At 73.2% G+C, this 21,902-nt stretch carries 19 protein-coding genes; 5 read left to right on the top strand and 14 right to left on the bottom strand.

Annotated elements, in window-relative coordinates:
• Positions 1-36 precede the first annotated feature (36 nt).
• Positions 37-462, top strand: a complete 426-nt coding sequence (locus tag OIE74_RS37705) for a class II aldolase/adducin family protein (RefSeq protein WP_329391995.1) — start codon at positions 37-39, stop codon at positions 460-462.
• A 188-nt stretch (positions 463-650) separates the two neighbouring features.
• The gene (locus OIE74_RS37700) at positions 651-1,613 is read left to right on the top strand and encodes a hypothetical protein (RefSeq protein ID WP_329391993.1); all 963 of its coding nucleotides are present in this window, start codon (positions 651-653) and stop codon (positions 1,611-1,613) included.
• Between the two features lie 92 nt (positions 1,614-1,705).
• Here the strand turns inward: OIE74_RS37700 and OIE74_RS37695 are convergent, their stop codons facing one another.
• Positions 1,706-3,514, bottom strand: a complete 1,809-nt coding sequence (locus OIE74_RS37695) for a flavin-containing monooxygenase (protein ID WP_329392578.1) — start codon at positions 3,512-3,514, stop codon at positions 1,706-1,708.
• Positions 3,515-3,712: 198 nt separating this feature from the next.
• On the opposite strand from OIE74_RS37695, the gene OIE74_RS37690 reads away from it, so the two are divergent.
• Positions 3,713-4,768 carry an SMP-30/gluconolactonase/LRE family protein gene (locus tag OIE74_RS37690; protein ID WP_329391991.1) on the top strand — a complete coding sequence of 352 codons (1,056 nt, stop codon included), beginning with the start codon at positions 3,713-3,715 and terminating at the stop codon, positions 4,766-4,768.
• 12 nt (positions 4,769-4,780) lie between these two features.
• Here OIE74_RS37690 and OIE74_RS37685 read toward each other — a convergent pair whose 3' ends face one another.
• The gene (locus tag OIE74_RS37685; protein WP_329391989.1) at positions 4,781-5,371 is read right to left on the bottom strand and encodes a helix-turn-helix domain-containing protein; all 591 of its coding nucleotides are present in this window, start codon (positions 5,369-5,371) and stop codon (positions 4,781-4,783) included.
• Between the two features lie 74 nt (positions 5,372-5,445).
• Positions 5,446-6,228, bottom strand: a complete 783-nt coding sequence (locus OIE74_RS37680; RefSeq protein ID WP_329391987.1) for an SDR family NAD(P)-dependent oxidoreductase — start codon at positions 6,226-6,228, stop codon at positions 5,446-5,448.
• Positions 6,229-6,314: 86 nt separating this feature from the next.
• Between OIE74_RS37680 and OIE74_RS37675 the strand changes: the two genes are divergently transcribed.
• Positions 6,315-7,163, top strand: coding sequence for a helix-turn-helix transcriptional regulator (locus OIE74_RS37675; protein ID WP_329391985.1), 849 nt, complete (start codon positions 6,315-6,317; stop codon positions 7,161-7,163).
• A 22-nt stretch (positions 7,164-7,185) separates the two neighbouring features.
• Here the strand turns inward: OIE74_RS37675 and OIE74_RS37670 are convergent, their stop codons facing one another.
• From OIE74_RS37670 to OIE74_RS37620, 11 genes are all read right to left on the bottom strand, one after another.
• On the bottom strand, positions 7,186-8,973 hold the full coding sequence (locus OIE74_RS37670) for an ABC transporter ATP-binding protein (RefSeq protein ID WP_443076332.1): 1,788 nt from the start codon (positions 8,971-8,973) through the stop codon (positions 7,186-7,188).
• Positions 8,970-10,712, bottom strand: coding sequence for an ABC transporter ATP-binding protein/permease (locus OIE74_RS37665; protein WP_329391983.1), 1,743 nt, complete (start codon positions 10,710-10,712; stop codon positions 8,970-8,972). The genes OIE74_RS37670 and OIE74_RS37665 overlap by 4 nt, the downstream gene beginning before the upstream one ends.
• Positions 10,709-12,196 carry a nitroreductase gene (locus tag OIE74_RS37660; protein WP_329391981.1) on the bottom strand — a complete coding sequence of 496 codons (1,488 nt, stop codon included), beginning with the start codon at positions 12,194-12,196 and terminating at the stop codon, positions 10,709-10,711. The genes OIE74_RS37665 and OIE74_RS37660 overlap by 4 nt, the downstream gene beginning before the upstream one ends.
• A gap of 13 nt (positions 12,197-12,209) precedes the next feature.
• On the bottom strand, positions 12,210-13,577 hold the full coding sequence (locus OIE74_RS37655; protein ID WP_329392576.1) for a YcaO-like family protein: 1,368 nt from the start codon (positions 13,575-13,577) through the stop codon (positions 12,210-12,212).
• Entirely contained in the window at positions 13,574-15,232 is a 1,659-nt protein-coding gene (locus tag OIE74_RS37650; RefSeq protein WP_329391978.1) for a CocE/NonD family hydrolase, read from the bottom strand. Before OIE74_RS37650 ends, OIE74_RS37655 begins: the two co-directional genes overlap by 4 nt.
• Positions 15,229-16,104 carry a hypothetical protein gene (locus OIE74_RS37645; protein WP_329391975.1) on the bottom strand — a complete coding sequence of 292 codons (876 nt, stop codon included), beginning with the start codon at positions 16,102-16,104 and terminating at the stop codon, positions 15,229-15,231. The genes OIE74_RS37650 and OIE74_RS37645 overlap by 4 nt, the downstream gene beginning before the upstream one ends.
• 125 nt (positions 16,105-16,229) lie before the next feature.
• Positions 16,230-16,364, bottom strand: a complete 135-nt coding sequence (amiA, locus tag OIE74_RS37640; protein ID WP_329391973.1) for a streptamidine family RiPP — start codon at positions 16,362-16,364, stop codon at positions 16,230-16,232.
• Between the two features lie 64 nt (positions 16,365-16,428).
• Positions 16,429-17,262: an ABC transporter ATP-binding protein gene (locus OIE74_RS37635; RefSeq protein ID WP_329391971.1), complete on the bottom strand. Its 834-nt coding sequence runs from the start codon at positions 17,260-17,262 to the stop codon at positions 16,429-16,431.
• A gap of 68 nt (positions 17,263-17,330) precedes the next feature.
• Entirely contained in the window at positions 17,331-18,428 is a 1,098-nt protein-coding gene (locus tag OIE74_RS37630; protein ID WP_329391969.1) for a FecCD family ABC transporter permease, read from the bottom strand.
• Complete coding sequence (locus OIE74_RS37625) at positions 18,425-19,501, bottom strand: FecCD family ABC transporter permease (protein ID WP_329391967.1); 1,077 nt, start codon at positions 19,499-19,501, stop codon at positions 18,425-18,427. The genes OIE74_RS37630 and OIE74_RS37625 overlap by 4 nt, the downstream gene beginning before the upstream one ends.
• Positions 19,498-20,481 (bottom strand): ABC transporter substrate-binding protein, encoded by a 984-nt coding sequence (locus OIE74_RS37620; RefSeq protein WP_329391965.1) that lies wholly within the window; start codon positions 20,479-20,481, stop codon positions 19,498-19,500. Before OIE74_RS37620 ends, OIE74_RS37625 begins: the two co-directional genes overlap by 4 nt.
• A 114-nt stretch (positions 20,482-20,595) precedes the next feature.
• Between OIE74_RS37620 and OIE74_RS37615 the strand changes: the two genes are divergently transcribed.
• Positions 20,596-21,849 (top strand): hypothetical protein, encoded by a 1,254-nt coding sequence (locus OIE74_RS37615; protein WP_329391963.1) that lies wholly within the window; start codon positions 20,596-20,598, stop codon positions 21,847-21,849.
• Positions 21,850-21,902: the final 53 nt, after the last annotated feature.

Genomic DNA, 21,902 nt, shown 5'->3' with positions numbered 1-21,902 from the left:
GACCCATAGCCCAACTGATTCCGGATCGGGGCGTCGATGGCGGAGCCGCCCTGGCTCCCGCTCATCGGGGCGTACGACATCCCTGCCGCCCGGCTCGCCCACGACGGCATCCCCGTGTGGCCCCGTTCGGCGCTGATCCGCCGCCGCGATCTGGCGGAGGGAATGGTGGCCGCGCTCGGCGACCGTCCCGTGGTCGTCCTGCGGTGTCACGGCCTGGTCGCCGTGGGCACGGGTGACCCCGCCCATGCGGTCGCGGAGGCCGTGACCCGGGCCCTGGCCGTCGACTCCCTGGCCCGCATGGCGCTCGCCGTGGCCTCCACGGGTGCGCCGCTGCGCCCGATCCCCGACGAGGACCTCGGCGAACTGCCGGACCTCGGCGCGGCGTTCAACGTGTCGACGATGTGGCGCCACCTCTCGGCCCGGGTCGAGGCCGAGGGTCCCGGTACACCACTGCGTACCTGACCGGCCCCGGCCACCAGGCCCCGGCCCGGACGGAAGCCAAGCGAGGGGAGACTCATGCTCGTCCTCAACAACGAGGTCACGGCCGGCGTGCTCACCATGCCCGATGTCGTACGGGCCTCGAACAGTCCTATCGGGACCTGAGCGCGGGTATCGCCGTCTGCCGTCCGCGCATCGACCTGTCCCTGCCCGTGGACGACGAGCGCGTCTACCAGTGGGGAACGATGGACGGCGGATCGGCGCGTACCGGCTACGTCGCCATCCGCATGAAGTCGGACCTGCTCACGGAGGTCACCACCGGGAGCAACCGGACCCAGGAGAAGTACTGCCTGGAACCGGGGACCTTCTGCGGGCTGGTGCTTCTGCTCGACGCGCGCACCGGTGAACCCCTCGCGCTCCTCAACGACGGGCTGTTGCAGCATCTGCGCGTGGGTGCCGACTCCGCGATCGGCGCGGACCTCGGAGCACGCGAGGACGCCCGCGTACTGGGGCTGCTCGGTTCGGGCGGCGTGGCACGCAGCCACATCGAGGCGTTCCGTACGGTCCGCCCGCTGGAACGGGTGCAGGTCTACAGCCCCACCCGAGCGAACCGGGAGCGATTCGCCGCGGAGATGCGCGAAGAGCACGGCATCGACGTGGTGGCGGTGGACGCGCCCGAGAAGGCCCATGAGGGCGCCGACATGGTGGCCGGGTGCACCGATGCGGTCGGCAGCGTCGTCCTCGGAAGCCCGCTGCGGCCGGGAACGCACATGACCCGCATCGGCGGGCGCCTGGACGCCGACGCGCTGCGGCGCGTCGATGTCTGGCTTCGGCTGGGCAGTGCCAGCGTGCCCACGTCGGCGCCGGCCTGGGCGACCGACGACGAGTACGTGACCTACCGGGCTCGGCCCGACGATCCCGTCTGGCAGCGCCACCACCATGGCAAGGAGGCCCGCCGGCCGCCGGGCACCGCCCGGACGGTGCGCCTCGACGCCGTACTCGAAGGCCGCGCCCGCGCCCGCGACGACGAGAGCCAGGTGGCCTTCTCGGAACGCGGCAACATTCAGGGAGCCCAGTTCCACGCCATCGCGGCCCTCGTCTACGAACGTGCCCGGGAGCGGGGCCTGGGCCGGGAGATCCCCCGCGAGTGGCTGCTCCAGGACATCCGCGACTGACCCCGGGGATTCGGGGCGAAGGCGCGTGCCGCACCCGGCTTCTCATCAGCGGGTGCGGCACTCGTCGCGCCACCCTGGCGCCATCGGCCGCCCTACGGCCGAGCGGACGTCCTGTCCTGGAGGACCTCGTCCATGGACTCCTCCCGCCATCGCTTCAGAAGATCGTGGAAGGCGTACGCGCCGTGGGGGTAGGCGGTCGGGCCGTTCGGCCGGCCGCGTCCCTCACCGTTGTAGTAGCCGGGTGTGCACTCGGCGTGGAACCACTCGTGATCGGGGGCGTTCCCGGCCAGAACGGCGATCCAGGCGTCCTCCGCCTCGCGAGACGGTTCGATGACGGCGCCCCTGGCTTCGGCGCCCGCGACGAGGGCCGCCGCGTGTACGGCGTGCTCGTCGAGCACGTGCGTGTAGTTGACGCTGCTTGCGCTCTGCGTGCCCCCCAACTGGATCAGGTTCGGGAAGCCGTTGCTCGTGAAGCCGTGCAGGGTCCGCGGGCCCTCCTTCTGCCAGGCGTGCCGCAGTTGGACGCCGCCCCGGCCGTGGACGGGCAGTTGGCCGGAGTGGACACCGGAGGTGCCGACGGAGAACCCGGTGGCGAGGATCAGACAGTCGAGTGCGTACTCGGTGCCGCCGACCACGACCCCGCGCTCGGTCATCCGCTCGATGCCGTGGGTGTCCGCCGTGTCGACCAGGGTGACGTTGTCGAGGTTGAACGCCTGGAGGTACAGGTCGGAGAACGTGGGGCGCTTGCAGGCGTACCGGTACCAGGGCTTGAGCTTCTCCGCCGTGTCCGCGTCGATGACGATCCGCTCGACGCGGGCGCGGATCTCGTTCATCTTGGTGCCGTCCGTGACCTCGTAGGCCGCTTCGAACGCCTTCCGGTCGGCCGGGCGGCGGAAGCTCGGCAGGAGCTTCTCCAGCAGACCGGCGGACGAGGTCCACCGGTCCGCCACGAGGTCCTCCTCTGCGGATTCGCCGGACACCACGCGCAGGAAGTTGTCGCGGCGCTCCCGTGCCCAGCCGTCGTGGTCGGCGCCGACGTCCTGCGCGGTGGTGCGGCGGTTGGCGCGCACGTCCACGGTGGAGGGGGTGCGCTGGAAGACGTAGAGATGTCCGGCGTCCTCGGCGAGCTTCGGGACGACCTGGATGCCGGTGGCGCCGGTGCCGACCACGCCCACGCGCTTGCCGGAGAGGCCGGTGAGGCCGCCGTCCGGGGTGCCACCGGTGTAGGCGTAGTCCCAGCGTGACGTATGGAAGGTGTGGCCCTTGAAGTCCTCGATCCCGGGGATGCCGGGAAGTTTCAGCTCGGACAGGGTGCCGGTGGCCGTGACGACGTACGTGGCACGGAACTCGTCGCCCCTGTCGGTCGTGACGATCCACGCCTCCGAGGTCTCGTCCCAGGTCAAGGACGTGACCGACGTGGAGAAAAGCGCGTCCGCGTAGAGGTCGAACTTCTCCGAGATCCGTACCGCGTGCCGGCGGATCTCCTCGCCGGGAGCGTACTTCCACTCCGGTACGTATCCGGTCTCGTCGAGCAGTGGAAGGTAGACGTGCGACTCGACGTCACAGTGAATGCCCGGGTACCGGTTCCAGTACCAGGTGCCTCCGAAGTCACCGCCCTTCTCCACGACGCGGACGCGCCCGATCCCCCGCTGGCGCAGCCGCGCGCCGGCGAGGATGCCGCCGAAGCCGCCGCCGACGACCGCGACGTCCACCCTGTCCCGCAGCGGCTCACGCCCAGGCGTCTCACCCGCGTACGGATCGTCGGCGTAGTAGCCGAAACGGGCGTCGGCGGCGAGGTACTGCCGAGCGCCGTCGGGGCGCACGCGCCGTTCTCGTTCGACGCGATAGCGCCGCCTCAACTCGGCGAGTTCCGTGGCGGACAACGCGTCGGAGTTCGTCATTTCGGAGTTCGTCATGTGGGGGATCCCGATCCTTCCGGTTCACGTCCAGAAAGCCGCTTGTCCGACAACTGGCGGAGCAGTCACCGGACTTGAGCAGGCATGTACTACCGTAGCAACTACCGGACAGCGTTGTCCGGTTGAGGCGGAGGAAGCATCCGCCCGCCTCGGACGGCTACCTCGGACAGAGAGAGTGACCCCATGCGACGAACCCCGATCCGATCCCTCAGCGGGCTTGCCGCGATCGGTCTGCTGACCCTCACCGGGTGCGGTACCGGCACAGGCGGAGCGGCCGGGGGCGCCGCGGCGGCCGGGAACACGGCGGCGGCCACGGGCGCGGACAGGACCATCCGGGCCCAGAAGGTCATGCGACTGACGAAGGTGCACGAAGAGACCGGCATGACCCTGCTGGAGGGTCCGACCTTCGGCGAGGACGGCAAGCTGCTCGTCGTCGATGTCACCGCACCCGCCGGCGAGCCCAAGGTGCTGAGTGTCGACACGGCGAAGAAGACATCGCGCCCGGTCCACACCGACGACCGGGGCGCCTACACGTCGGCCCAGTTCAGCCCGTACGACGGGCGCGTCTATCTCACCGACTTCTCCCAAGGCGACATCGTGAGCCTGGCCCCGGACGGCGGTGACCGGCGCACCTTCTTCTCCGGTGAGGTCGACGGAGCGCGGATGAACCCCGACGACCTCGCCTTCGACCGGGACGGCAACCTGTACATCAGCGATTCACGAGGCATGTCCGAGGGCGAGGCGACGGGGCGCGTGGTGCGGATCGACCGCGCGGGGAAGAGCGCGACCGTCCTGGCGGATGAGCTGGCAGCGCCGAACGGGATCTCTTTCGACGCGGATTACCGTGGTCTGTGGGTCAGCGAGCTCACTCAGAACCGCATCTCCTACTTCCGCCTGGACGGCAAGGGCGGGGTCACTTCCCAGCACACCGCGATCCGGGTCGACGGCGGGACGGCACAGACGGACTCGATCGCCGTGGACGCGGACGGAAACCTCTATCAGGGCCTGCACGGCCGCGCCGCGATGGTGGTCTACAACCGGCACGGTGAGCGTCTGGCCACCGTCACGGTTCCCGCCCAGGCCGGAGGGCGCGAAGCCGAAGGGCTCGAATCGGCCACCAATGTCGCGATCACGCCCGGCGGGACCAAGGCCTATATGACTGTCAGCGGCCCCGCGGGGGGCTATCTCTACTCCTTCGACGCGCTGGCGGAAGGTGTCAGGCAGTCCAACGGCGGCTGACCACACTCTTCACTAGTCGAAGGGGCGCACCGGTCCCACCTCGACACCGAGCAGCCGCCATCCCGCCAGCGCTCGGTGTTCCCGCTGCTCGCGGGTGGGGCCGGTGACGGCACCGGAGACCATGGCAACGGCGATCATGAGATCGCCTTCCGCGCCGGTCAGCGGATGGTTGTCCGGCAGGAGTGTCCGAAGGGCATGCTCGACCCGCCCTGACAGCTCGGAGGCGTACGAGAGATCGCCGGAGCGGCCGGCCAGACCATCGGCGTGCAAGATGCTGATGAAGGCGGCGGACTGGGTCTGATGCCAGGTCAGAACACCGAGCACCCCGGCGATGTCCGCCCCCCGCGCTGCCGCCGCCTGCTCGATCTGCCGGACGTTCTCGCCCAGAACCGCGGTGGCGACGGCGGCACGATCGGGAAAGTGCCGATACAGCACGGCCTGCCCCACTCCGGCTCGCCGCGCTATGGCGGACAGCGGAGCGTTCAGGCCCTGGTCCGCGTAGATCTCCCGGGCGGCGGCGACAAGAGCGGCCCGGTTGCGGGCGGCGGCCTTGCGCCCTTCGTTCGCGGGCCGCCGCTCACCAGGTGGAGGTTGCCGAGTCACCCGGAGAGAGTACCGGGCCGGGGCAATCCGGTCGGAGCGTCGACCGCACGGTGTGGGCGACGGCCTCAGGGCCTTCAGGCGCCGGCGCCGCCGTCGACCGGGACGATCGCGCCGGTGACCATCGAGGCACGGTCGCTGAGCAGCCACGCCGCCACCTCGGCCACCTCGCGGGGCTCGGCCATGCGGCCGAGCGGGGTCAGGGCGATGTTGCGCTCGATGATGCCCGGGGACACCGCCTCCCACGCGTCGATCATCTCCGTGGCGGTGCCGCCGGGCGTGATGCCGTTCACCCGGACGCCCTGACGGCCCCAGGTCACGGCCGCGGTCTCGGTGATGCTGTTGAGCGCGCGCTTCATGGCGCCGTACGCGGGGAGGGCGGGGTTCGCGCGGCGGCTGCCGATGCTCGACGTGTTGACGATCGCGCCGCCGCCGTTCTGTCGCATGAGGGCGGCCTCGGCGGTCATGGCGGTCCAGTGCGAGCGGAAGTTCACGGCGAACTGCTCGTCGATGTCCTCGTCGCTCGTGGTTTCGAGCGGGCCGGGCCGCTGGATCGCGGCGCCGTTGTTGAAGGCGCCGTCGAGCCGTCCGTGCAGCTCCTCGACGCGGCCGACCGCCGCGCGGACACTCGTACGGTCGGCGAGGTCCAGGGTTACGGCGTCGGCGACGCCTCCGTCGGCGCGTATCTCGCCGACGATCCGCCGCAGCGCGTCCGTGCCGCGGGCCGCGAGCACGACGGCGGCGCCCTCCGAGGCGAAGAGCCGGGCCGCGGCGGCGCCGATGCCGCGGCTGGCGCCCGTGATGAACACGACCTTGCCGGTGAGCAGGCCGATGGGTGCGGTGTGAGTGGTGTTGGTCATGACGACACTGTCGGGTCGGCCACCGGGCCGGATACAGGCACAGGCGGTACCAGGATCCGCTGCCGCGCGGCGTGCAGACTTGGAGTATGAACAGACAGGGACTCGGGGTGTTCCTCCGCAGCCGCCGCGAGCGGCTACGGCCGGAGGATGTGGGTCTGCCCTCCGGGCCGCGACGCCGGACACCGGGTCTTCGCCGTGAGGAGGCCGCGGTCCTCGCGCACATCTCCACGGAGTACTACGTCCGGCTCGAACAGGGCAGGGCGCCGCGGCCGTCGGGCGAGGTCCTGGCCGGGATCGCGGGAGCGCTGCGGCTCACCGACGCCGAGTCCGACCACCTCCACGTCCTCGCGGGCACCGCGCCGACCCGTAACCGCCTGCACCGGCGCGATGTCCGCCCGAGCATCCTCACGCTCCTCGACCGGCTGCCGCAGACGGCCGCCTTCGTGACGTCCGCCGTGTTCGAGGTACTCGCGTGGAACGATCTGACCGCCGCGCTCATGGAGGACTTCGGCGCGCTGGCCCCGAAGGACCGAAATCTCGCGCGCCGGGCGTTCCTTGAGCCGCCGCGACCCGGCGCGGAGCTGTACGGGATCTCCGACGCCACCGAGTTCCGGCAGCAGGTCGTCATGGAGCTCCGGGCCACCCTCGCCCGCTACCCGGCGGATCCCGCTGTGACCGGTCTCGTCGACGAACTCCGCGACGGCAGCCCCGAGTTCGCCCGGCTCTGGGCGCGGCACGACGTGCGGGCCGCGCCGATGCTCACGAAGACCTTCCGCCATCCGGTCGTCGGCGAGCTCACCGTCGACTGCGACGCGCTCACACTCACCGACCGCGACCAGCACCTCGTGCTCTACAGCGCGCCCCCGGGATCCTCCGGGGCCGAGGCCCTGGCACTTCTGAACGTGCTGGGAGCCGAGGCCGGTGACTATCTCTGACCGCCCATGCCGGCCGGCCCGATCAGCCGGCACGGAACAGCTGCGCGAACGCGCCCCCGGAACACGTCAGTTCGTCCCAGGTTCCCTCCTCCACGACCCGTCCGTCCTCCAGCACCGCGATGCGGTCGGCTCTGCGCACGGTGGCGGGGCGGTGTGCGATCACCAGGGTCGTACGGTCGGCGGAGACCCGCGCGAGGGCCGCGGCGAGTTCGGCGTCGCCCCGGTGGTCGAGATGTGCCGTGGTCTCGTCGAGGACCAGGACCCGGGGGTCGCTGAGCAGCGCCCTGGCCAGGGCCACCCGGGCCCGCTGTCCGCCGGACAGGGTGGCGCCCCGTTCGCCGACCGCGGTGCCGAGTCCCTCGGGGAGGGCGCCGACGAGGGAGTCGATGCCGCAGACACGGATCACCGTGCGCAGCTGCTCCGCGGTGGCGTCGGGGGCTCCGAGAAGCAGGTTCTCGGCGAGCGTGCCGTGGAAGAGGGGGGCCTCCTGTCCGACGACGGCGATCGCCGCACGCAGGTCCCGCTCGGACAGATCCCTCAGCTCGGCGGGGTCGGCGCCGGACTCCGGCACCAGCTCGACAGCCCCCTCGTGCGGGTCCCAGTAGCGGGCCAGCAGATGTGCGCAGGTCGTCTTGCCCGCCCCCGACGCCCCGACGAGGGCCACGGTCTCTCCGGGCCGTACCGTCAGATCGAGTCCGTCCAGCACGGCCCCGCCGCCGTATCCGAACCGCACGCCGCGCAGCCGTATCCCGAGCGGTCCGGCCGGTACGGGGCGTGGAGCCGCCGGTTCCGGCGCGCCCGCGGGTGCCCGGAGCGCGGCGCGGACCCGGACGGCCGCGGCGCGCAGCCCGCCCGCCTGGCCCAGCGTCGCCGCGGAGTCGGCGACCGGTGCCAGTGCGCCGAGGGCCAGCGCCATCGCGGCGGGTGCCCAGGCTCCTTCGAGCCGGCCGCCGTCGGCCACGTACACCGTCGCGGCGACCACGCCGATCACCGCGCCGACGACCAGCAGATCGCGCAGGCCCGCCGCGCTCGCTTCCCAGGACTGCTCGGCCCGCTGTTCCCGTGCCAGCCGGTGGCCGGATGACCGCAGACGGGCCCGCCTGCGGTCCAGGGCCCCGGCCATCAGCAGCTCGCGCAGGCCGTCGACCGTCTCGACCGTCTCGGCGGAGAGCTCGGCGAGCGCGGCCCGGGTGCGGGCTCCCCGTACGGCACGGCCGCGTCCGTCCAGGACGGGTGCCAGGGCGAGCAGCAGCGCGGCCGGCAGCACGGCGGCGAGCAGCCAGGGGTCCAGCGTGGCGAGCACCACCGCCGCCGCGCCGAACACCAGCCCGGAGGCGAGGAGTTGGGCGATGGCGTGGGCGTAGAAGAATTCAAGGGCTTCCACGTCACCGAGGGCGGTCGCCGCGAGATCGCCGCTTCGGCGGCCCGCGATCCGGGCGGGCGCGCTGCGGGCGAGCCCGTCGAAGACGCGGACCCGCAGTTCGGCGAGGACCCGGTAGGCGAGGTCGTGCGAGAGGTCCATCTCCCACCAGGTGGAGACCCCTCTGACCAGGACGAGCCCGATGAGCGCGATGACCGTGACGGTGGACGGGGGCCGGTGCTCGGTCACCGCTGTGCCCACGGCGTACGCGCCGAGGGTGACCAGGGCGACCAGCGTCGCCTGGCCGGTCAGGGCGGCCAGACAGGTGCGTACCAGCATGGCACGGTGCGCGCCGAGAACAGGCAGCAGGGAGCGCAGGGCACCGGGCCGCCGGCCGTCGTGTCCGGCCGCGCGGGATTCGTCGGGTCGCTGCTGGGTCGGTTGTTTCACGCGGCCTGTTCCTCCCGGACGGCGCCGCTGCCCGCGGCGACGAGCGAGGCGTAGACGCCTCCGCTCGCCAGCAGGCTCCGGTGATCGCCTGCCGCGACGACACGGCCCGCGTCGAGGACGACGATGTGGTCGGCGTGGCGTACGGCGTCGAGCCGGTGGGCGACGACGAGGCAGGTACGTCCACGGCTCGCCGTCAGGAGTTCCCTCACGATCCGGGCCTCGCCGCGCCGGTCGACCGCGCTCGTCGCCTCGTCCAGGACCAGGACCGGCGCGTCGGCGAGCAACGCCCGTGCGAGCGCGAGACGTTGGCGCTGCCCGCCCGAGAGTGTGGCGCCGCGTTCACCGACGAGTGTGTCGTAACCGTCCGGCAGACGGGCGATCTCCTCGTGGATGCCCGCCGTCCGTGCCGCCGCGCGCAGTTCGGCGTCCGTCGCGGAGGGCCTGGCCAGGCGCAGGTTGTCCGCCACCGAACTGTGGAAGAGATACGTCTCCTGGGACACCACGGCGATGCCCCGGCGCAGGGAGTCGAGCGCGTACGCGGCGGTGGGCGCCCCGCCGACGGTGATCTGCCCGCTGTCGGGGTCGCGTTGGCGCAGCAGCAGGCTGAGGAGAGTCGACTTGCCCGCCCCGGAAGGTCCCACGATGGCCGTGGTGCGCCCGGCGGCGACGGTGAAGCTGACCCCGTCGAGGGCGGGCAGCTCCGTGCCGGGGTGTGTGAAGTGGACGTCGTGGAAGGTGACTTGGGGGGCCGTATCCCACGTCGCGGGAGCCGTACCGTGATCGGCCACCTTGGCTTCGCCGGTGCGCAGCGCGGCGATGCCGTCGGCCGCGGAGACGCCGAGATAGCCCGCGTGCCATTCGCGGGAGAGGTCACGGACCGGCCGGAAGCACTCCGATGCCAGCAGCAGGAGGAGGTACGTTCCGACGCTGGTGGTACGCCCGGTGGTCGCGGAGGCGCACGCGACCAGGACCGCCGCTGCCGTGCCGCCCTGGACCGCGAGATCGGTGAGGCCGGTGTCGACCAGCGAGACGCGCAGCTTGGCCACGGTGGCACGGTGCAGCGCCGCCGAACGCCGCTCCAGCCGTTCCCGCGTTCGTCCGACCGCTCCGGTGGCGCGCAGCGTCGCCATCCCCTGCAACGCTTCCAGGTAGTCGGCCGCCAACGCCTCGTAGGTGTCCCAGTGTTCCCTGCCCCGGCGCGCCAGGAGCCGGTCCCACCAGCGCGGTCCGAACAGCGCGAGCAACAGCGCGGGGGCGAGGGCCGGCACGGCGAGCGGCTCCACGTGGGCGACGACGCCGAGCAGCACAAAGGGCACGGTGCACGTGATGACCAACTGCGGGAGGTAGCGCGACACATAGGAGTCCACGCCCTCCACACCGTCCACGACGGTCGCCCTGACCGCGCCCGCCCGCGCGCCGGTGACCGCGGTCGGACCCAGGCGCCCGAGGCGTGCCAGCAGGTCGTCACGGAGCCGGACCCGGACGGCCGCCCCCGCCGTCACGGCCGTCAGACGCTGCGCCCTGGCCAGGACGGCCCGTACGAGAACGACGGCGAACACCCCTCCGAGCAGCACGGGCAGTCCGTCCAGGTCGCCGCGGGCGATCCGGGACAGTACGACGGCGAGCAGGACCGCTTGCGCGAGATGGGTGAGTGTGACGGCGGCGAGCAGGGCGGTGGCGAGCGCGAGCGGCCGGGCCGCGCCGCGCGAGGCCCGTAGGAGTTCGGGGTGGAGCATCATGGGCGTTCTTCCTCGTAGGACGGAGAGTTCGGGGCGGGCGGGCCGCCGAGGGCGAGGGCGTGCACGATCCATTCGCGGCCGGGGGCCTCGCCGAGCGCGGCTCCGAGGTCGGCCTGTTGCCAGGAGCCGACGGGTCGTGCCGGCAACCCCTCGGCCACGGCGTGGACATGGGCGATTCCGGCGGCGTATCCGGCGGCGAGGTGGTCGAGTCCGATCCGGGACGCGGAGGCGTCGGAGGGACAGCCGTGGGCCAGGAGTACGGCCCCGGCATCCGCGATCCAGCGCTGTCCGGCCGCCCAGTGGGCGAGGGTGGGCCGCGCCTCTCCGGCGGCCAGGACGCTCAGGGCCGGTGCGGGTGGCACGGCGGGGCGCGGCCGTGGGCAGGCAGGTGTCCGGGCGCGGGCGGTGTCCCGGGGGGTGAGGGTGAGCAGCGCGGGCTTGGGGGCGCCGACGGCCGCGCTCCACGCGGGTCCGCCTGGCCACGCGCCGACGGCCGTGGTGAGGATCCGGGCCAGCAGGTCCTCGGGGACCGGCTGCGTGAGATCGGCCGGGTCGGCGCTCCGGCGCCCGGCCAGCACGCGGTCGGTGACGGGCGCGGGGCGGGTTACCGGCTGCCAGGTGCTTCTGGTCTGTTCGCCCGCGCCGAGGAGTTCGAGCAGCTGCCGCGTTTCGGTGAGCGCGCCGGGCGGTGCTGGGCCCGCGACCGGGGAGGGGGCGGCGGCGAGCGGCAGCGACGCCCAGAGGGACAGCGGGTCGTCGGGGCGGGCGGTCCCGTGGGGGGTGAAGTGGACGGCGGCCAGGGGCTGTTCAGGTTCGGTCCCCGGCCAGAGCGCCGTCCACTCACCCGCCCGCGGGAGTCCGGCCGCCGCCGCGAGGGCAGCACCGTCCGCGTCCAGGCAGACCGCCGTATCGGTTTCGGACGCCGCGAGCACCAGGGCCGCCACCGCGTGGCCGGCGTCCAGAAGGAGCAGGGGCCAGGCCCGGTGGCCGTAGTGGGTGAGCGTGTCGACGGCGTCGACCGTGAGTACGGCGACAACTCCTCTCGGCCCGTCGGCTGAAGCGGACGCCGGGGCCGGGCCACGGCGGTGGATCCGGTGGGTGTGCGGATCGTAGGCGTACCGCCCGGGCGGCAGCGAGCAGCCCTCTCCCACCAGCAGGTGGGCCCGGACGGGGTGCAGGGCGCCGGCGGACGGTACGGGGCGCAGCCGGCCCGCACCGCTGCCGCCGGGCACCGCAAGCGAGAGCCTCAACAGGCGGTCCAGGTCGACCCGTTCGCCGGCCGAGGACGTCTGCCCCGGTCCGCCGTATCCACCCGGACTCTCCGGCACACCCAGTGGCGCGGCGCGAGACGACGGCTCACCGGCCCAGGGGAAGGACCGGCGCGGCGCCAGGGCGGCACGGGAGGGCACACGGGCGGACCTGGCGAGGGCGAGCGCCCGACGCAGGGTCTCTCCGGCGGTGGCGGATACGGAAGCGTGAGTCATGGGCGGGGTGCCTTCACATGTGTGGTGGCGGAGCGAGCGTGAAGTCCGCCGGCTCGGTGGGTGGTTGGGTCCGCCAGCCTCTGCCGAGCGCGGCCTCGGCGAAGCGGGGCGATCCGAAGTAGCCGAAGGCGGCGGGGGCGTTGGGGATCAGACCGGAGACCAGGACGCGGGCCACGCGCAGCGAGGTCTCGGCGACGTCTTCGGTGGTGAGGTCGAAGGTCATCACCCGGTGTCCCCCGGCCGCGAGGGCGGTGTCCAGTGCCGCACGGCTCCCCCGGGCGCGGTCGGTGACGGGGACCGTGCCGAGAGCGGGTGCGGTGAACCGCCGGGCCAGGGGCGCCATCCGGTCGTCCAGCCAGACCTGCACATGGGCGCCGAGGTCGCGTACGGCGGCGAACTGCGGTCCGCAGTCGTCGAGATAGCGCCGGTCGGCCCGGTGGCCGAGGTAGAGGCCGCGGGCGAGCATGCCGGCCTCCACGGCCTGGAACACCCAGCCGTCGGCGTCCACCGCGCCCTGCGTGAACACCCAGGTGTGCACGGCCTCCAGGACCGCCTTGCGGGCCGCTTCCGCCGGGTCGTAGCGGCAGGCGAATCCGGCGGCGTGGATGCCCCGCCCGGGATCGTGGACGAGGGCAGCCATGCAGGGGGCGAACTCGGAGGGCATCTCCACGATGTGGACCTCCAGGTCCGCGCCCGCCAGGTCCTCGGCGAGGCCGGGCACGGTCGCCGGGTCGATGCCACGGGTGGGACCGTCGAGATGCCACCACAGCTCCAGGGCGTCGCGCTCCACGACTTCGAGGAGCCCGCGCTCGACGGCGTCGTCGTATCCCTGGCCGGTGGCTATCCCCGCGTAGTTGAGGTGGTGGGTGCGCGGGAGTGAACGCAGCTCGCCCTGCCGCCAGTTGAGGTGGGTCAGGGCGACGGGCGCCCAGCACTCCCGCCCGTCCTCGGTACCCGGCGTCCACAGTGCGGGTGTTCCGGCCCGGAGCGGGGCGTACGGGAATCCGTCGCGGCCGTACTGCCAGGAGGCGTACGAGGGCAGTTCACCGGGCCCGTACAGGCGCAGTCCCTCGGAGACCAGTTGGGCGGCGGTGGCGCGCCGGGGCGCTTCCGGGTGGCCGGGCGGCGGGAGTCGGTTGCCGCAGTAGCGCTCAACGGCCTCGGCGACGGCGGCGATCCGGGCGCCGTCGGGGTCACCGAACGTGGTGCCGAGAGAGACGCGGTCGGCCGGCCAGGCGCCGAGCCGGCGGGCGTCGGCGACATTGGCGGTCATGGCGACGTAGCGCGGCGGCGCGCCGTCCGGGTGCTCGACGGGTGCCACGTCACGGATGAGGCCGCAGACGGGATCGACGAGGGCGTCGATCGGCAGGGAGGTGGTCAACGGCATGTCTCCGGTACGGGCTCGACGTATTCGCGTCGGGCGGTGACGGGCAGGAGGAGGGCGCTGCCCCGGGTCAGTACGGTCCTGCGGGACCGCGCGAGGCGGGTGGCGGTCACCGGGTCCTCGCCCGTGTGCGGGTTGCGGGCGTGGGCGGGGAAGTGGTGCCCGGCGATCTCGACGCGGAGTCTGGTCCCGGCGTCGAGACGGCGGCCCAGGGTGCCGAGCGGCACGGTGATGTCGACGGTTTCGCCGGGCGGGTCGGTGCGCCGGACGATGCCGAAGGCGAGCGGGTCGGCGCGGCCGCCCGGATCGAGGGCGACGACCCGCACGGCCCAGTCGGCGCAGAGCGCGTCGGTGACAGCCCGGACTCTCGCCTCGGCGTGCCCGGCCAGATCGAGCGGGCAGGGCAGCGGGGGCGAGAGCAGCACGCAGCGGTCGGCACTATCAGGGCGATCCGGGTCAGGGCGATCCGGGTCAGGGTGATTCAGGTCAGTTGGCACCCGGACGGTGAGACCGTCGGAGCGGACAGGTCGGTCCGGGTCGGCGGTGAACTCCGCGCCGTGCAGCAGCCGCAGGCCGGTGGGGCTGCCGAAGACCAAGGCAGTGGGTCGCGGGGAGGCCGGCGCTCTGCGCGCGGTGCTCGCCAACTGCCCGGCCACGACCGCTGTTTCACGAACCGGCCCGTCGTCCGATCCCGGCACACGGCACCAACGGCCGCTGTCACCCAGCGCGATGACACCGCGTCGGGTGTGGTCGAGCCGATCCGCGAGAGCCGCCTTCGCCCACCGTACGTACAGAGCACCGAGGTTGATCCGGCCACCCGCGGCAAGCCCGGCGACCGGCGCGGCTCCCCCGGTGAGCCGGTGGCCCCACGGTCCGAGCAGCAGCCGGGACGGGCCGCCCCAGCCCCGCCACAGCGCCACCGTGTCCTCGGCGAAGGGATCACGGGTGCCGCCGACCGCGAGGAGCGGAATCCGGGCGGCCGAACCGCGCAGGACAAGCCAGCCGCGCCGGCAGTCGTCCCACACCCCGCTCCAGGAAGGGAGTTCGCGGTCCAGCCGCTCCCCCAGTCCGACGACCGGGAGGTGTTCAAGGATGCGGGGGTCCCTGGCCAGGGCCTTCTCCAGGGCGTCGGGGTCCGAGTCGCGCCGGTCGCCGTGCGCCGCCCACCAGCCGGCCCGCGCCCGGAGCCGCTCGGGCCCGGTGGCCTCGCGGGCCGTCTCGGCGAGACCGAGGGCGGGGACGGCCGCGATCACGGCATCCGGCGCGCCATCACCGTGACCTTCGCCGTGCGGAACAGCGGTCACGGCGGTCACGAGCCCGCAGTAGGCGGCGTACGAGGCTCCGGCCGCGACCACCTGACCGTCGCTCCACGCCTGGCGCCGTACCCAGGCGATGGTCGCAGCGCCGTCCTCCTCCTCATGGCTCCGATACGGGTGCCACTCCCCCTCCGAGTCGTGCCGGCCCCGCACGTCCTGGGCGACGGCGGCGAATCCGCGCGCCGCCCAGCCGCGCAGCTCGGCACGGTGGGCGGTGCGGCCGTAAGGGGTTCTGATCACAACAGCGGGGTGTGGAGAAGGCGTTGGCGGCAGACACACGTCGGTCGCCAGCCGGATGCCGTCCGGCGCCGTGACGTACAGGGTCCGGAGGGTCATGGCCGGCTGCCCGTCCGCCCGGTGGGGACGGGCATCGGAGCGACCTCGGGAACGGGCAGGACGGAGTGCTCGGTGAGGGTCAGGTCCCTCAGGTCCAGTCGCCGCAGTCTGCGCCGGGTGGGCAGGCGGGAGGCAGGGTGCCGTTCTCCGGCCGCCCAGCCGGCGAGGTCGGCGGTGAGCAGCGCGGCGATCAGCGCCGCCGCAGCCTCGGTGGGGTGCGGGCCGGTGTCCGGGGTGCGGTGGCCGGCCCAGTAGGCGGCGAGTTCACGGTGGGCGGGGGTGGCGGCGAGCCTGCGCAGGCGTACGTGGGCGGAGGTGACGTCCCCGGGGGCGGAGGCGGCGGGTTCGATCCAGCTGTGGGCGCCCTCCCGGTGACAGCGCAGCCAGCCGACGCCCAGTCCGGGCAGTCGGTCGGCCTCGTCCCAAAGCCCGGCCGGAACAGGCGAGTCGAGGCACCAGACCACCGCGGTCGGGGTGTCGGGCGCGGGGCCCGCCACGAGCCGGGTGACCTGTTCCGGTTCCGCCGCGTGGACGTCGGCGCCCTCGGCTGCGGCGAAGCGCGCGAGCGGCGCGGTGAGAACGGGGTCGCCCAGGACGAGCACCGTGCGTCCGAGCAGCGGACGTGGCGGCGGTCCCGCCGTTGCCGGAAGGGCGTAGCCCGCCTCCTCGAACGCCCCGACCAGCGGGGCGAGTTCGGCCTGCGTCCGCGTACCGTGCCCGCCCTCCCCCGTGACCAGCCGGTCCGTCAGCGCCTCGGCGTCGGCGTGACCGGTGTCGACGCGCAGGAACTCCCCGTCAGCGGTGCGGAGTACGAGGCCGGCACCGGGGACGCTGACGATCCCGGTGCCGGGAGCGAGTCGACTGCGGGTCACGGGAACCTCCGGGAATGGATCGCTGTCAGTTGGGCGTGGTCATGAACGGGACGGGCCCGCCCGGAACGGAGCCGGGCGGGCCCGTCGCGCTGCTTACGAACCTGCTGTTGCCAGCAGGGGTTGTACTACTTCTCGTCCGCGGTGGCGGCCTCGACGGTGTCGTCGAAGGGGTTCTCGACGAGGGCGTTCGAGTGGGTCGCGGAGAGGTGGGCGAGCTGGCCCTGGTCGGCGATCGGGCTGAACACCTTGTTGTGCTCCATGAGTTGCTGCCTCCATTGGTTTCGATTGGCGGTTGCGGCTGTCCTGCTCGCCGCACCACCGACACTAATGAATATGATTTTCATTCCGCAATAGCTGGGAGAGCTCGACAGGGTGATCTGGGTAACAGACCGGCCAGCCGCCCTCGTCGTCGAGGCCCACCCGGCCCCGGACACCGAGCACTTCGGCGAGCAGCGTGGGGTCGACCACCTCGTGCGGCGTGCCGTCGGCGGCCACCCGGCCCTCGCGCAGGGCGACGATCCGGTCCGCGAAGCGGGCCGCGTGGTTGAGGTCGTGGAGCACCATCACCACCGTCAGCCCGCGCTCCTCGCGCAGCCGCACCACCGTCTGGAGCACTTCCAGTTGGTGCCGCAGGTCCAGATAGGTGGTGGGCTCGTCGAGGAAGAGAACCCGGGTGTCCTGGGCCAACGCCATGGCCAGCCGCACCCGTTGGCGCTCGCCCCCGGACAGGGCGTCCACCGGGCGGTCGGCCCAGGCGGTGACCCCGACATCGGCGAGCGCCCGGACAGTCACCTCGTCGTCGCCGTCCCGGAGCATCCCGAGCGGCCCCCGCGCGGCGTAACGCCCCTGCCGAACCATCTGACGTACCGTCAGTCCCGGTACGGCCGGGGCCGATTGATGCAGCAGCGCCACGCGGCGGGCGGCGGCCCGTCTGGTCAGCCGGGCCGCCTCGTCCCCTTCCAGCAGTACGCGCCCCCCGGTCGGGGCGAGCAGCCCGGCGGCGAGTTTCAGGAAGGTGCTCTTGCCGCAGCCGTTCAGCCCGATCAGGGCCACCAGCTCGCCGGCCCCGATACGCAGGTCGACGCCGCGCAGGACATCGCGCCCCGGATACCCGAAGCTCAGGCTCTCGGCCCGGACGGAACCGGGATCCTCAGTCATCGTGTCGCCTTCTTGCCCTCTCGCGCGGCGTGTCCCCGGCGTCCCTCGCGAGGGATCGCGCCGGCCGTTCATCGCTCGTCCGTACGCCGGCGGGCCACGATCAGCAGCAGCACCGCGCCGGCGCATGTGGTCAACGCGCCCACCGGAACCGTGAGCCGGTCCGTGTCGAGCACCTCGGTCAGCGACCGGGACAGCGCCTGCGCCGCGGCGTCGGCCCCGCACACCACGACCGCCCCGAGCAGCGCCGCGCCGGGGAGCGCGATCCGCAGATCGGCGCCGAAGAGCGCCAGCGCCAGATGCGGCACCAGCAGCCCGACGAAGCCGAGCGCGCCCACCGCGGAGACCGCGCCGGCCGTCAGCGCCACCGCGCAGACCAGGGCCGCCGCCCGGCCCCGGCCGGTGTCGAGCCCGGCCGCTGCGGCCTGTTCGTCGCCGCAGCGCAGCAGCGTCAGCGGCCCGGCGAGCAGCCAGGCCGCCGCCGCCCACGCCAGGGCCCAGGGCCACAGCAGGTGCCAGTGCTGCCAGACCCGTCCCTCCGTGGAACCGATCAGCCACTGGACGACACTGCCCAGCTCCCCCGGCGCGACCAGCAGCACCATGGCGGTGCATCCGGCGAGCACGGCGGAGACGAGCACGCCGTACACCGCGGTCTGTTCGGGATCGCCCTTCTCCCGCCCGGCGAGCAGCCAGAGCAGTCCCGTTCCGGCGAAGCCGCCGAGACACGCCGCGACGACCACCGCCGTCGGGGACTCCCAGCCGGCGAGGCCGAGCCCGGTGGCTGTCACGGCGCCGAGCACCGCGCCCGGGGTGACACCGGTGACCTCGGGCCCGGCCAGCGGATTGCGCAGCGCCGACTGGAGTACGAGCCCCGCCAGCCCCAGGCTCGCGCCCGCGACCAGGGCCACCAGCAGCCGGGGCACGCGGAGTTGGAGCACGATGTGCCGGGCCATGGGGTCGCCGCCGCCGAGCAGGACGTCCCGGACATCGGCGAGGGAGAGGGCACGCCCGGCGACCAGGTCGGCGCAGCCGACCACGACGACGAGCAGCGCGAGGACCGCGATCCTGGCCGGCCCGCCGCGTACGGCGCGTAGGGCACGCCCGCTCGTCCGGTCCGCGACGACCGGCGGCGGGGACGGGGACCACGGCAGTGGCGGTGGCGCGCTCATCGTTCGGCCTTCCGCAGAAGGGGCGGTGGGCCGTCCCGTACCGGACCGGCCGCCGCCCCGTACCGCCCGGCAGGTGCCATGCGGACCCCGGTACGGACTCCCCGCCCCCGCAGCTTCAGCAGCGCGACCCCCACGGGCACGCCGACCAGCGCGGTCCAGGCGCCCACCGGGGTCTCCACCGGAGCGAGGGCGAGGCGCGCCGGCTGGTCGGCGCAGAGCACCACGACGGCACCGCACGCCGCCGACCGGACGAGCAGCCGCCCCGCGTCGCCGTCCGGCCGCAGCCGCCTGGCCAGTTGGGGTGCGAGGAAGCCGACCCAGGCCACCGGTCCGCAGACGGCCACGACCGGGGCGATCAGGACAACGGCGATGGCCAGCGCGGCAACCCTGGCGCGGCCGACCCGTACGCCCAGCGCGCGGGCGTCGTCGTCCCCGAGGCGCAGCACTCCGAGCACCGGCACGCAGAGCACGAGTGCCGGTACCGCCACCACGAGCCACGGCCAGAGACCTGTGACGTCGTCCCAGGTCCTGCCGGAGAGACTGCCCAGCAGATAGCGGTAGATGAGCTGGAGATCGAGTTGGTCGGCCAGCACCATGAGCACCAGCAGCCCCGCCTGAAGCGCTGCGGCGACAGCGGCCCCGGTGAGCAGCACCGCCGAGGGGCTGCGTCCGAATCCCGCGGCGACCAGGGTGAGCACCCCGCCGAGCGCCGCCCCGCCCAGCGCGAGGAACGGCTGCACGGCGAGCGGAACGGACAGGGTGAGCACCAGCGGAGCCGCCACACCGAGCGCCGCGCCTGAGGAGACTCCGAGCATCTCCGGGACGGCGAGCGGATTGCGCAGCGCCTCCTGGAGCACAAGTCCCGCGGCGCCCAGACAGGCCCCGGCGACAACCGCCAACACCAGCCGTGGGAAACGCAGTTGGCCGACGACGACGCCCTCAAGACCATCTGAGCCCAAGGTCTGTGCGAGCCGGTCGGGTGCCACGTACGGCGTCCCCAGGCACAGCGCGCTCACTGATCCGGCGAGGGCCGCCGTCAGCAGACAGACAACCGCGACAGGCCGGTGCGTCACCGGAGCGCGGCCGTCGCCTCGTCGAGGACCAGGCCCAGGGAGCGGGTGCCGCGCCCCTTGGCCCACACCTCGGAGTCGACCTCGATGACCTTGCCGTTCTTGACGGCTGGAATCTGGGACCAGAGGGGGTTCTTGGCGAGCTTGTCGGACAGCTTGCCGTCGGGGGCGCCGAAGGAGAGAGTCTCCACGAACAGTACGTCGACGTCGCGCGCGAGGATCTCCTCCAGGCTGTACGTGCCGTCAACTCCCCGGCTCTTCCAGGGGTAGTGGGAGATCTTCGGGAACAGCCCGGCCGCGACATCGGTCTCCGGGGTCGCGACGCCGAAGTTCTCGTCGCTGCCGAAGATGATCAGTGCGGTTGCGTCGCTCCGGTGCTTCTCGGCCTCGGCCAAGCGGGTACGGAACGTCCGCTCCGCCTTCTCCCCCTGCGCGGTGCGCCCGGTCAGCGCGGCCAGGTCGCGCAGATAGCCGACGCTGTCCTGCCAGGTGCCCGGCTGTACCGGCCAGAAGGTGGTGGCGCCCTTCAGCGCGGGCGCGAGCTTGCCGTGGGTGTCCTCAAGGCCGATCACCAGGTCCGGTTCGTAGGACAGGATCGCCTCGGCCTCAGGGCTGAGGAAACCGCCCGGCACCACCGGTATCTTCGCCGCTTGCTCCTTGCCCAGGAACTTCGGATGCGCGAGCAGTGCGGAGTTGGTGGCGGCCGGGGTCATGCCCAGCTCCGCGAGGATGTCGTCGCAGAGCGCCACCAGGCAGACGACCTTCTCCGGGGGCTTCGCCAGGGAGACGGTGATATTCCTGGCATCGGTGATCTCTCTCGCGGCCTCGATGGGCCGTACCTCGACGCTGGTACGCGAAGTGGCGCCTCTCCCCCCTTCACCTTCGGAGTCGTCGGCCGGGTCCGCGGAGCCGCAGCCGACCAGCAGACCTCCCAGGACGGCGGTGGCGACCCATCGGCGGGCTTTCAGCACGGTGCGTGGCATGGGTGGGTTCCTCAGTTCTGTCGTCGGTTCTGCCGTCGATTCCACTGTCAGTCTCGTCATGATAATCATTACCAATAACGTGCCCGACAACTGACCCCGGAACCGGAGATCGCCGTGACCCTGCCCCCACGCCTGCTGGTCGCCGACCAAGTAGCGGGCCGAACAGCCCTGTTGGACCTCCCCGACGGCACGGAACGTGCGGCTCTGAACGGTCGGCACCTCGCCGAGCACGCCGGGTTCCTCGCACTGCGCGGTGACCGGACCGCGTTCGTGGACGACCGGGCCGGTGAGTTGCTCGTACTCGATCCCTACGGTCCCGACGCGGGACGGCCCCTGGTCGAGACCGCGGTGCCGGTCGCCGTACCGGCGGAACACCTGTCGGCCGACCCGGCCGGGCGGCATCTCGCCGTCACCACGGGTCTCGGGCGCAACTGGGAGGCTTGGTCAGACCTGCTGACGGCTGTCGTCCTCGGGGCACCGGGGCACGCCGACGCCGTGCGCGTACGCACGCGGGTCGGCGAGCCGGGCGTCACCGTCGTCGGCGGCGGGGGGCCGCTGGTCGTCCTGCGCCACCGGGAACCGGGCGAGCTGACGGTTCACCGGCACAGCGACCTGATGGCCGCCGCTCCCGCCTGTCCTCCTGCCGGGGCTCTCCAGCGCATACCCCTGCCGGACCACGACGCGCACGGGGACGCTCTGGACCCGCTCACCGGACGGCTGTTCGCCGCGGCCGGCTCAGGCGTGCACCGCGCCCGCAGGGAAGGCGACAGGCTCATCACGGAGCCGCCGCTGCCCTGGGGGGCCGACGGCCGGAGCGGCGGACGAGGTTTCTATCTGCGGCTCGATCCGGTCCGGCGGACCCTGTGGTCCTGCGTACGGGGCGGGCCGGCCGATCCCGGGAAGTGGCCGGAGTGGACCAACGACGCGTGGTGGCACCAGCTCGACACCGGGAGTACGGGCCGGCTGGAACTGGGCCCCGGCCTCGTCTTCCGGCTGGCGGTGACCGCCCGCCACATCGCGTACGCCCGTGTCCACCCGGACGGTGACGAACTCGTCCTGCTCGCGGCGCCGACCGGACCCGGCGGGCGTCCGCACGTCACGGCACGGCTCCCGCTGCCGGAGATGGCGGGGGCCCCACGCCGGGGCGGTACGCCGTGGGACGGGGTCCAGCGCCGGGCGATCGCCGGCTCGCCGGGAGGCCCGCTGGTGGCCGTCTCGCGGGGCGGGCACGGCGAGATCCACCTCTTCGACGCGGACCGGGCGGTCCGGCTGACCACTCTCACCGTGCCGACACCGCTCGACGACGGGGGCCATCTCGCGCTGCTCACACCTGGCGACGGGGCACACATGGACACGGTCGGCCGGTGAACGGCCCCGTATCGCCGACGAGTTGGGGTGCCGGTAAGAATGCTGTCACCAGC

Origin of the sequence: Streptomyces sp. NBC_01716 (assembly GCF_036248275.1) — a bacterium.
GTDB lineage: Bacteria > Actinomycetota > Actinomycetes > Streptomycetales > Streptomycetaceae > Streptomyces.
The sequence above is the reverse complement of the archived record's forward strand: the minus strand, read 5'-3'. Positions and strand labels throughout refer to the sequence as shown.

Excerpts from the sequence above, each read along its gene's own strand:
- OIE74_RS37705 (WP_329391995.1), top strand. The coding sequence starts at position 37 with ATGGCGGAGCCGCCCTGGCTCCCGCTCATCGGGGCGTACGACATCCCT.
- OIE74_RS37695 (WP_329392578.1), bottom strand. The coding sequence starts at position 3,514 with ATGACGAACTCCGACGCGTTGTCCGCCACGGAACTCGCCGAGTTGAGG.
- OIE74_RS37690 (WP_329391991.1), top strand. The coding sequence starts at position 3,713 with ATGCGACGAACCCCGATCCGATCCCTCAGCGGGCTTGCCGCGATCGGT.
- OIE74_RS37680 (WP_329391987.1), bottom strand. The coding sequence starts at position 6,228 with ATGACCAACACCACTCACACCGCACCCATCGGCCTGCTCACCGGCAAG.
- OIE74_RS37675 (WP_329391985.1), top strand. The coding sequence starts at position 6,315 with ATGAACAGACAGGGACTCGGGGTGTTCCTCCGCAGCCGCCGCGAGCGG.
- OIE74_RS37665 (WP_329391983.1), bottom strand. The coding sequence starts at position 10,712 with ATGATGCTCCACCCCGAACTCCTACGGGCCTCGCGCGGCGCGGCCCGG.
- OIE74_RS37660 (WP_329391981.1), bottom strand. The coding sequence starts at position 12,196 with ATGACTCACGCTTCCGTATCCGCCACCGCCGGAGAGACCCTGCGTCGG.
- OIE74_RS37650 (WP_329391978.1), bottom strand. The coding sequence starts at position 15,232 with ATGACCCTCCGGACCCTGTACGTCACGGCGCCGGACGGCATCCGGCTG.
- amiA (WP_329391973.1), bottom strand. The coding sequence starts at position 16,364 with ATGGAGCACAACAAGGTGTTCAGCCCGATCGCCGACCAGGGCCAGCTC.
- OIE74_RS37635 (WP_329391971.1), bottom strand. The coding sequence starts at position 17,262 with ATGACTGAGGATCCCGGTTCCGTCCGGGCCGAGAGCCTGAGCTTCGGG.
- OIE74_RS37630 (WP_329391969.1), bottom strand. The coding sequence starts at position 18,428 with ATGAGCGCGCCACCGCCACTGCCGTGGTCCCCGTCCCCGCCGCCGGTC.
- OIE74_RS37620 (WP_329391965.1), bottom strand. The coding sequence starts at position 20,481 with ATGCCACGCACCGTGCTGAAAGCCCGCCGATGGGTCGCCACCGCCGTC.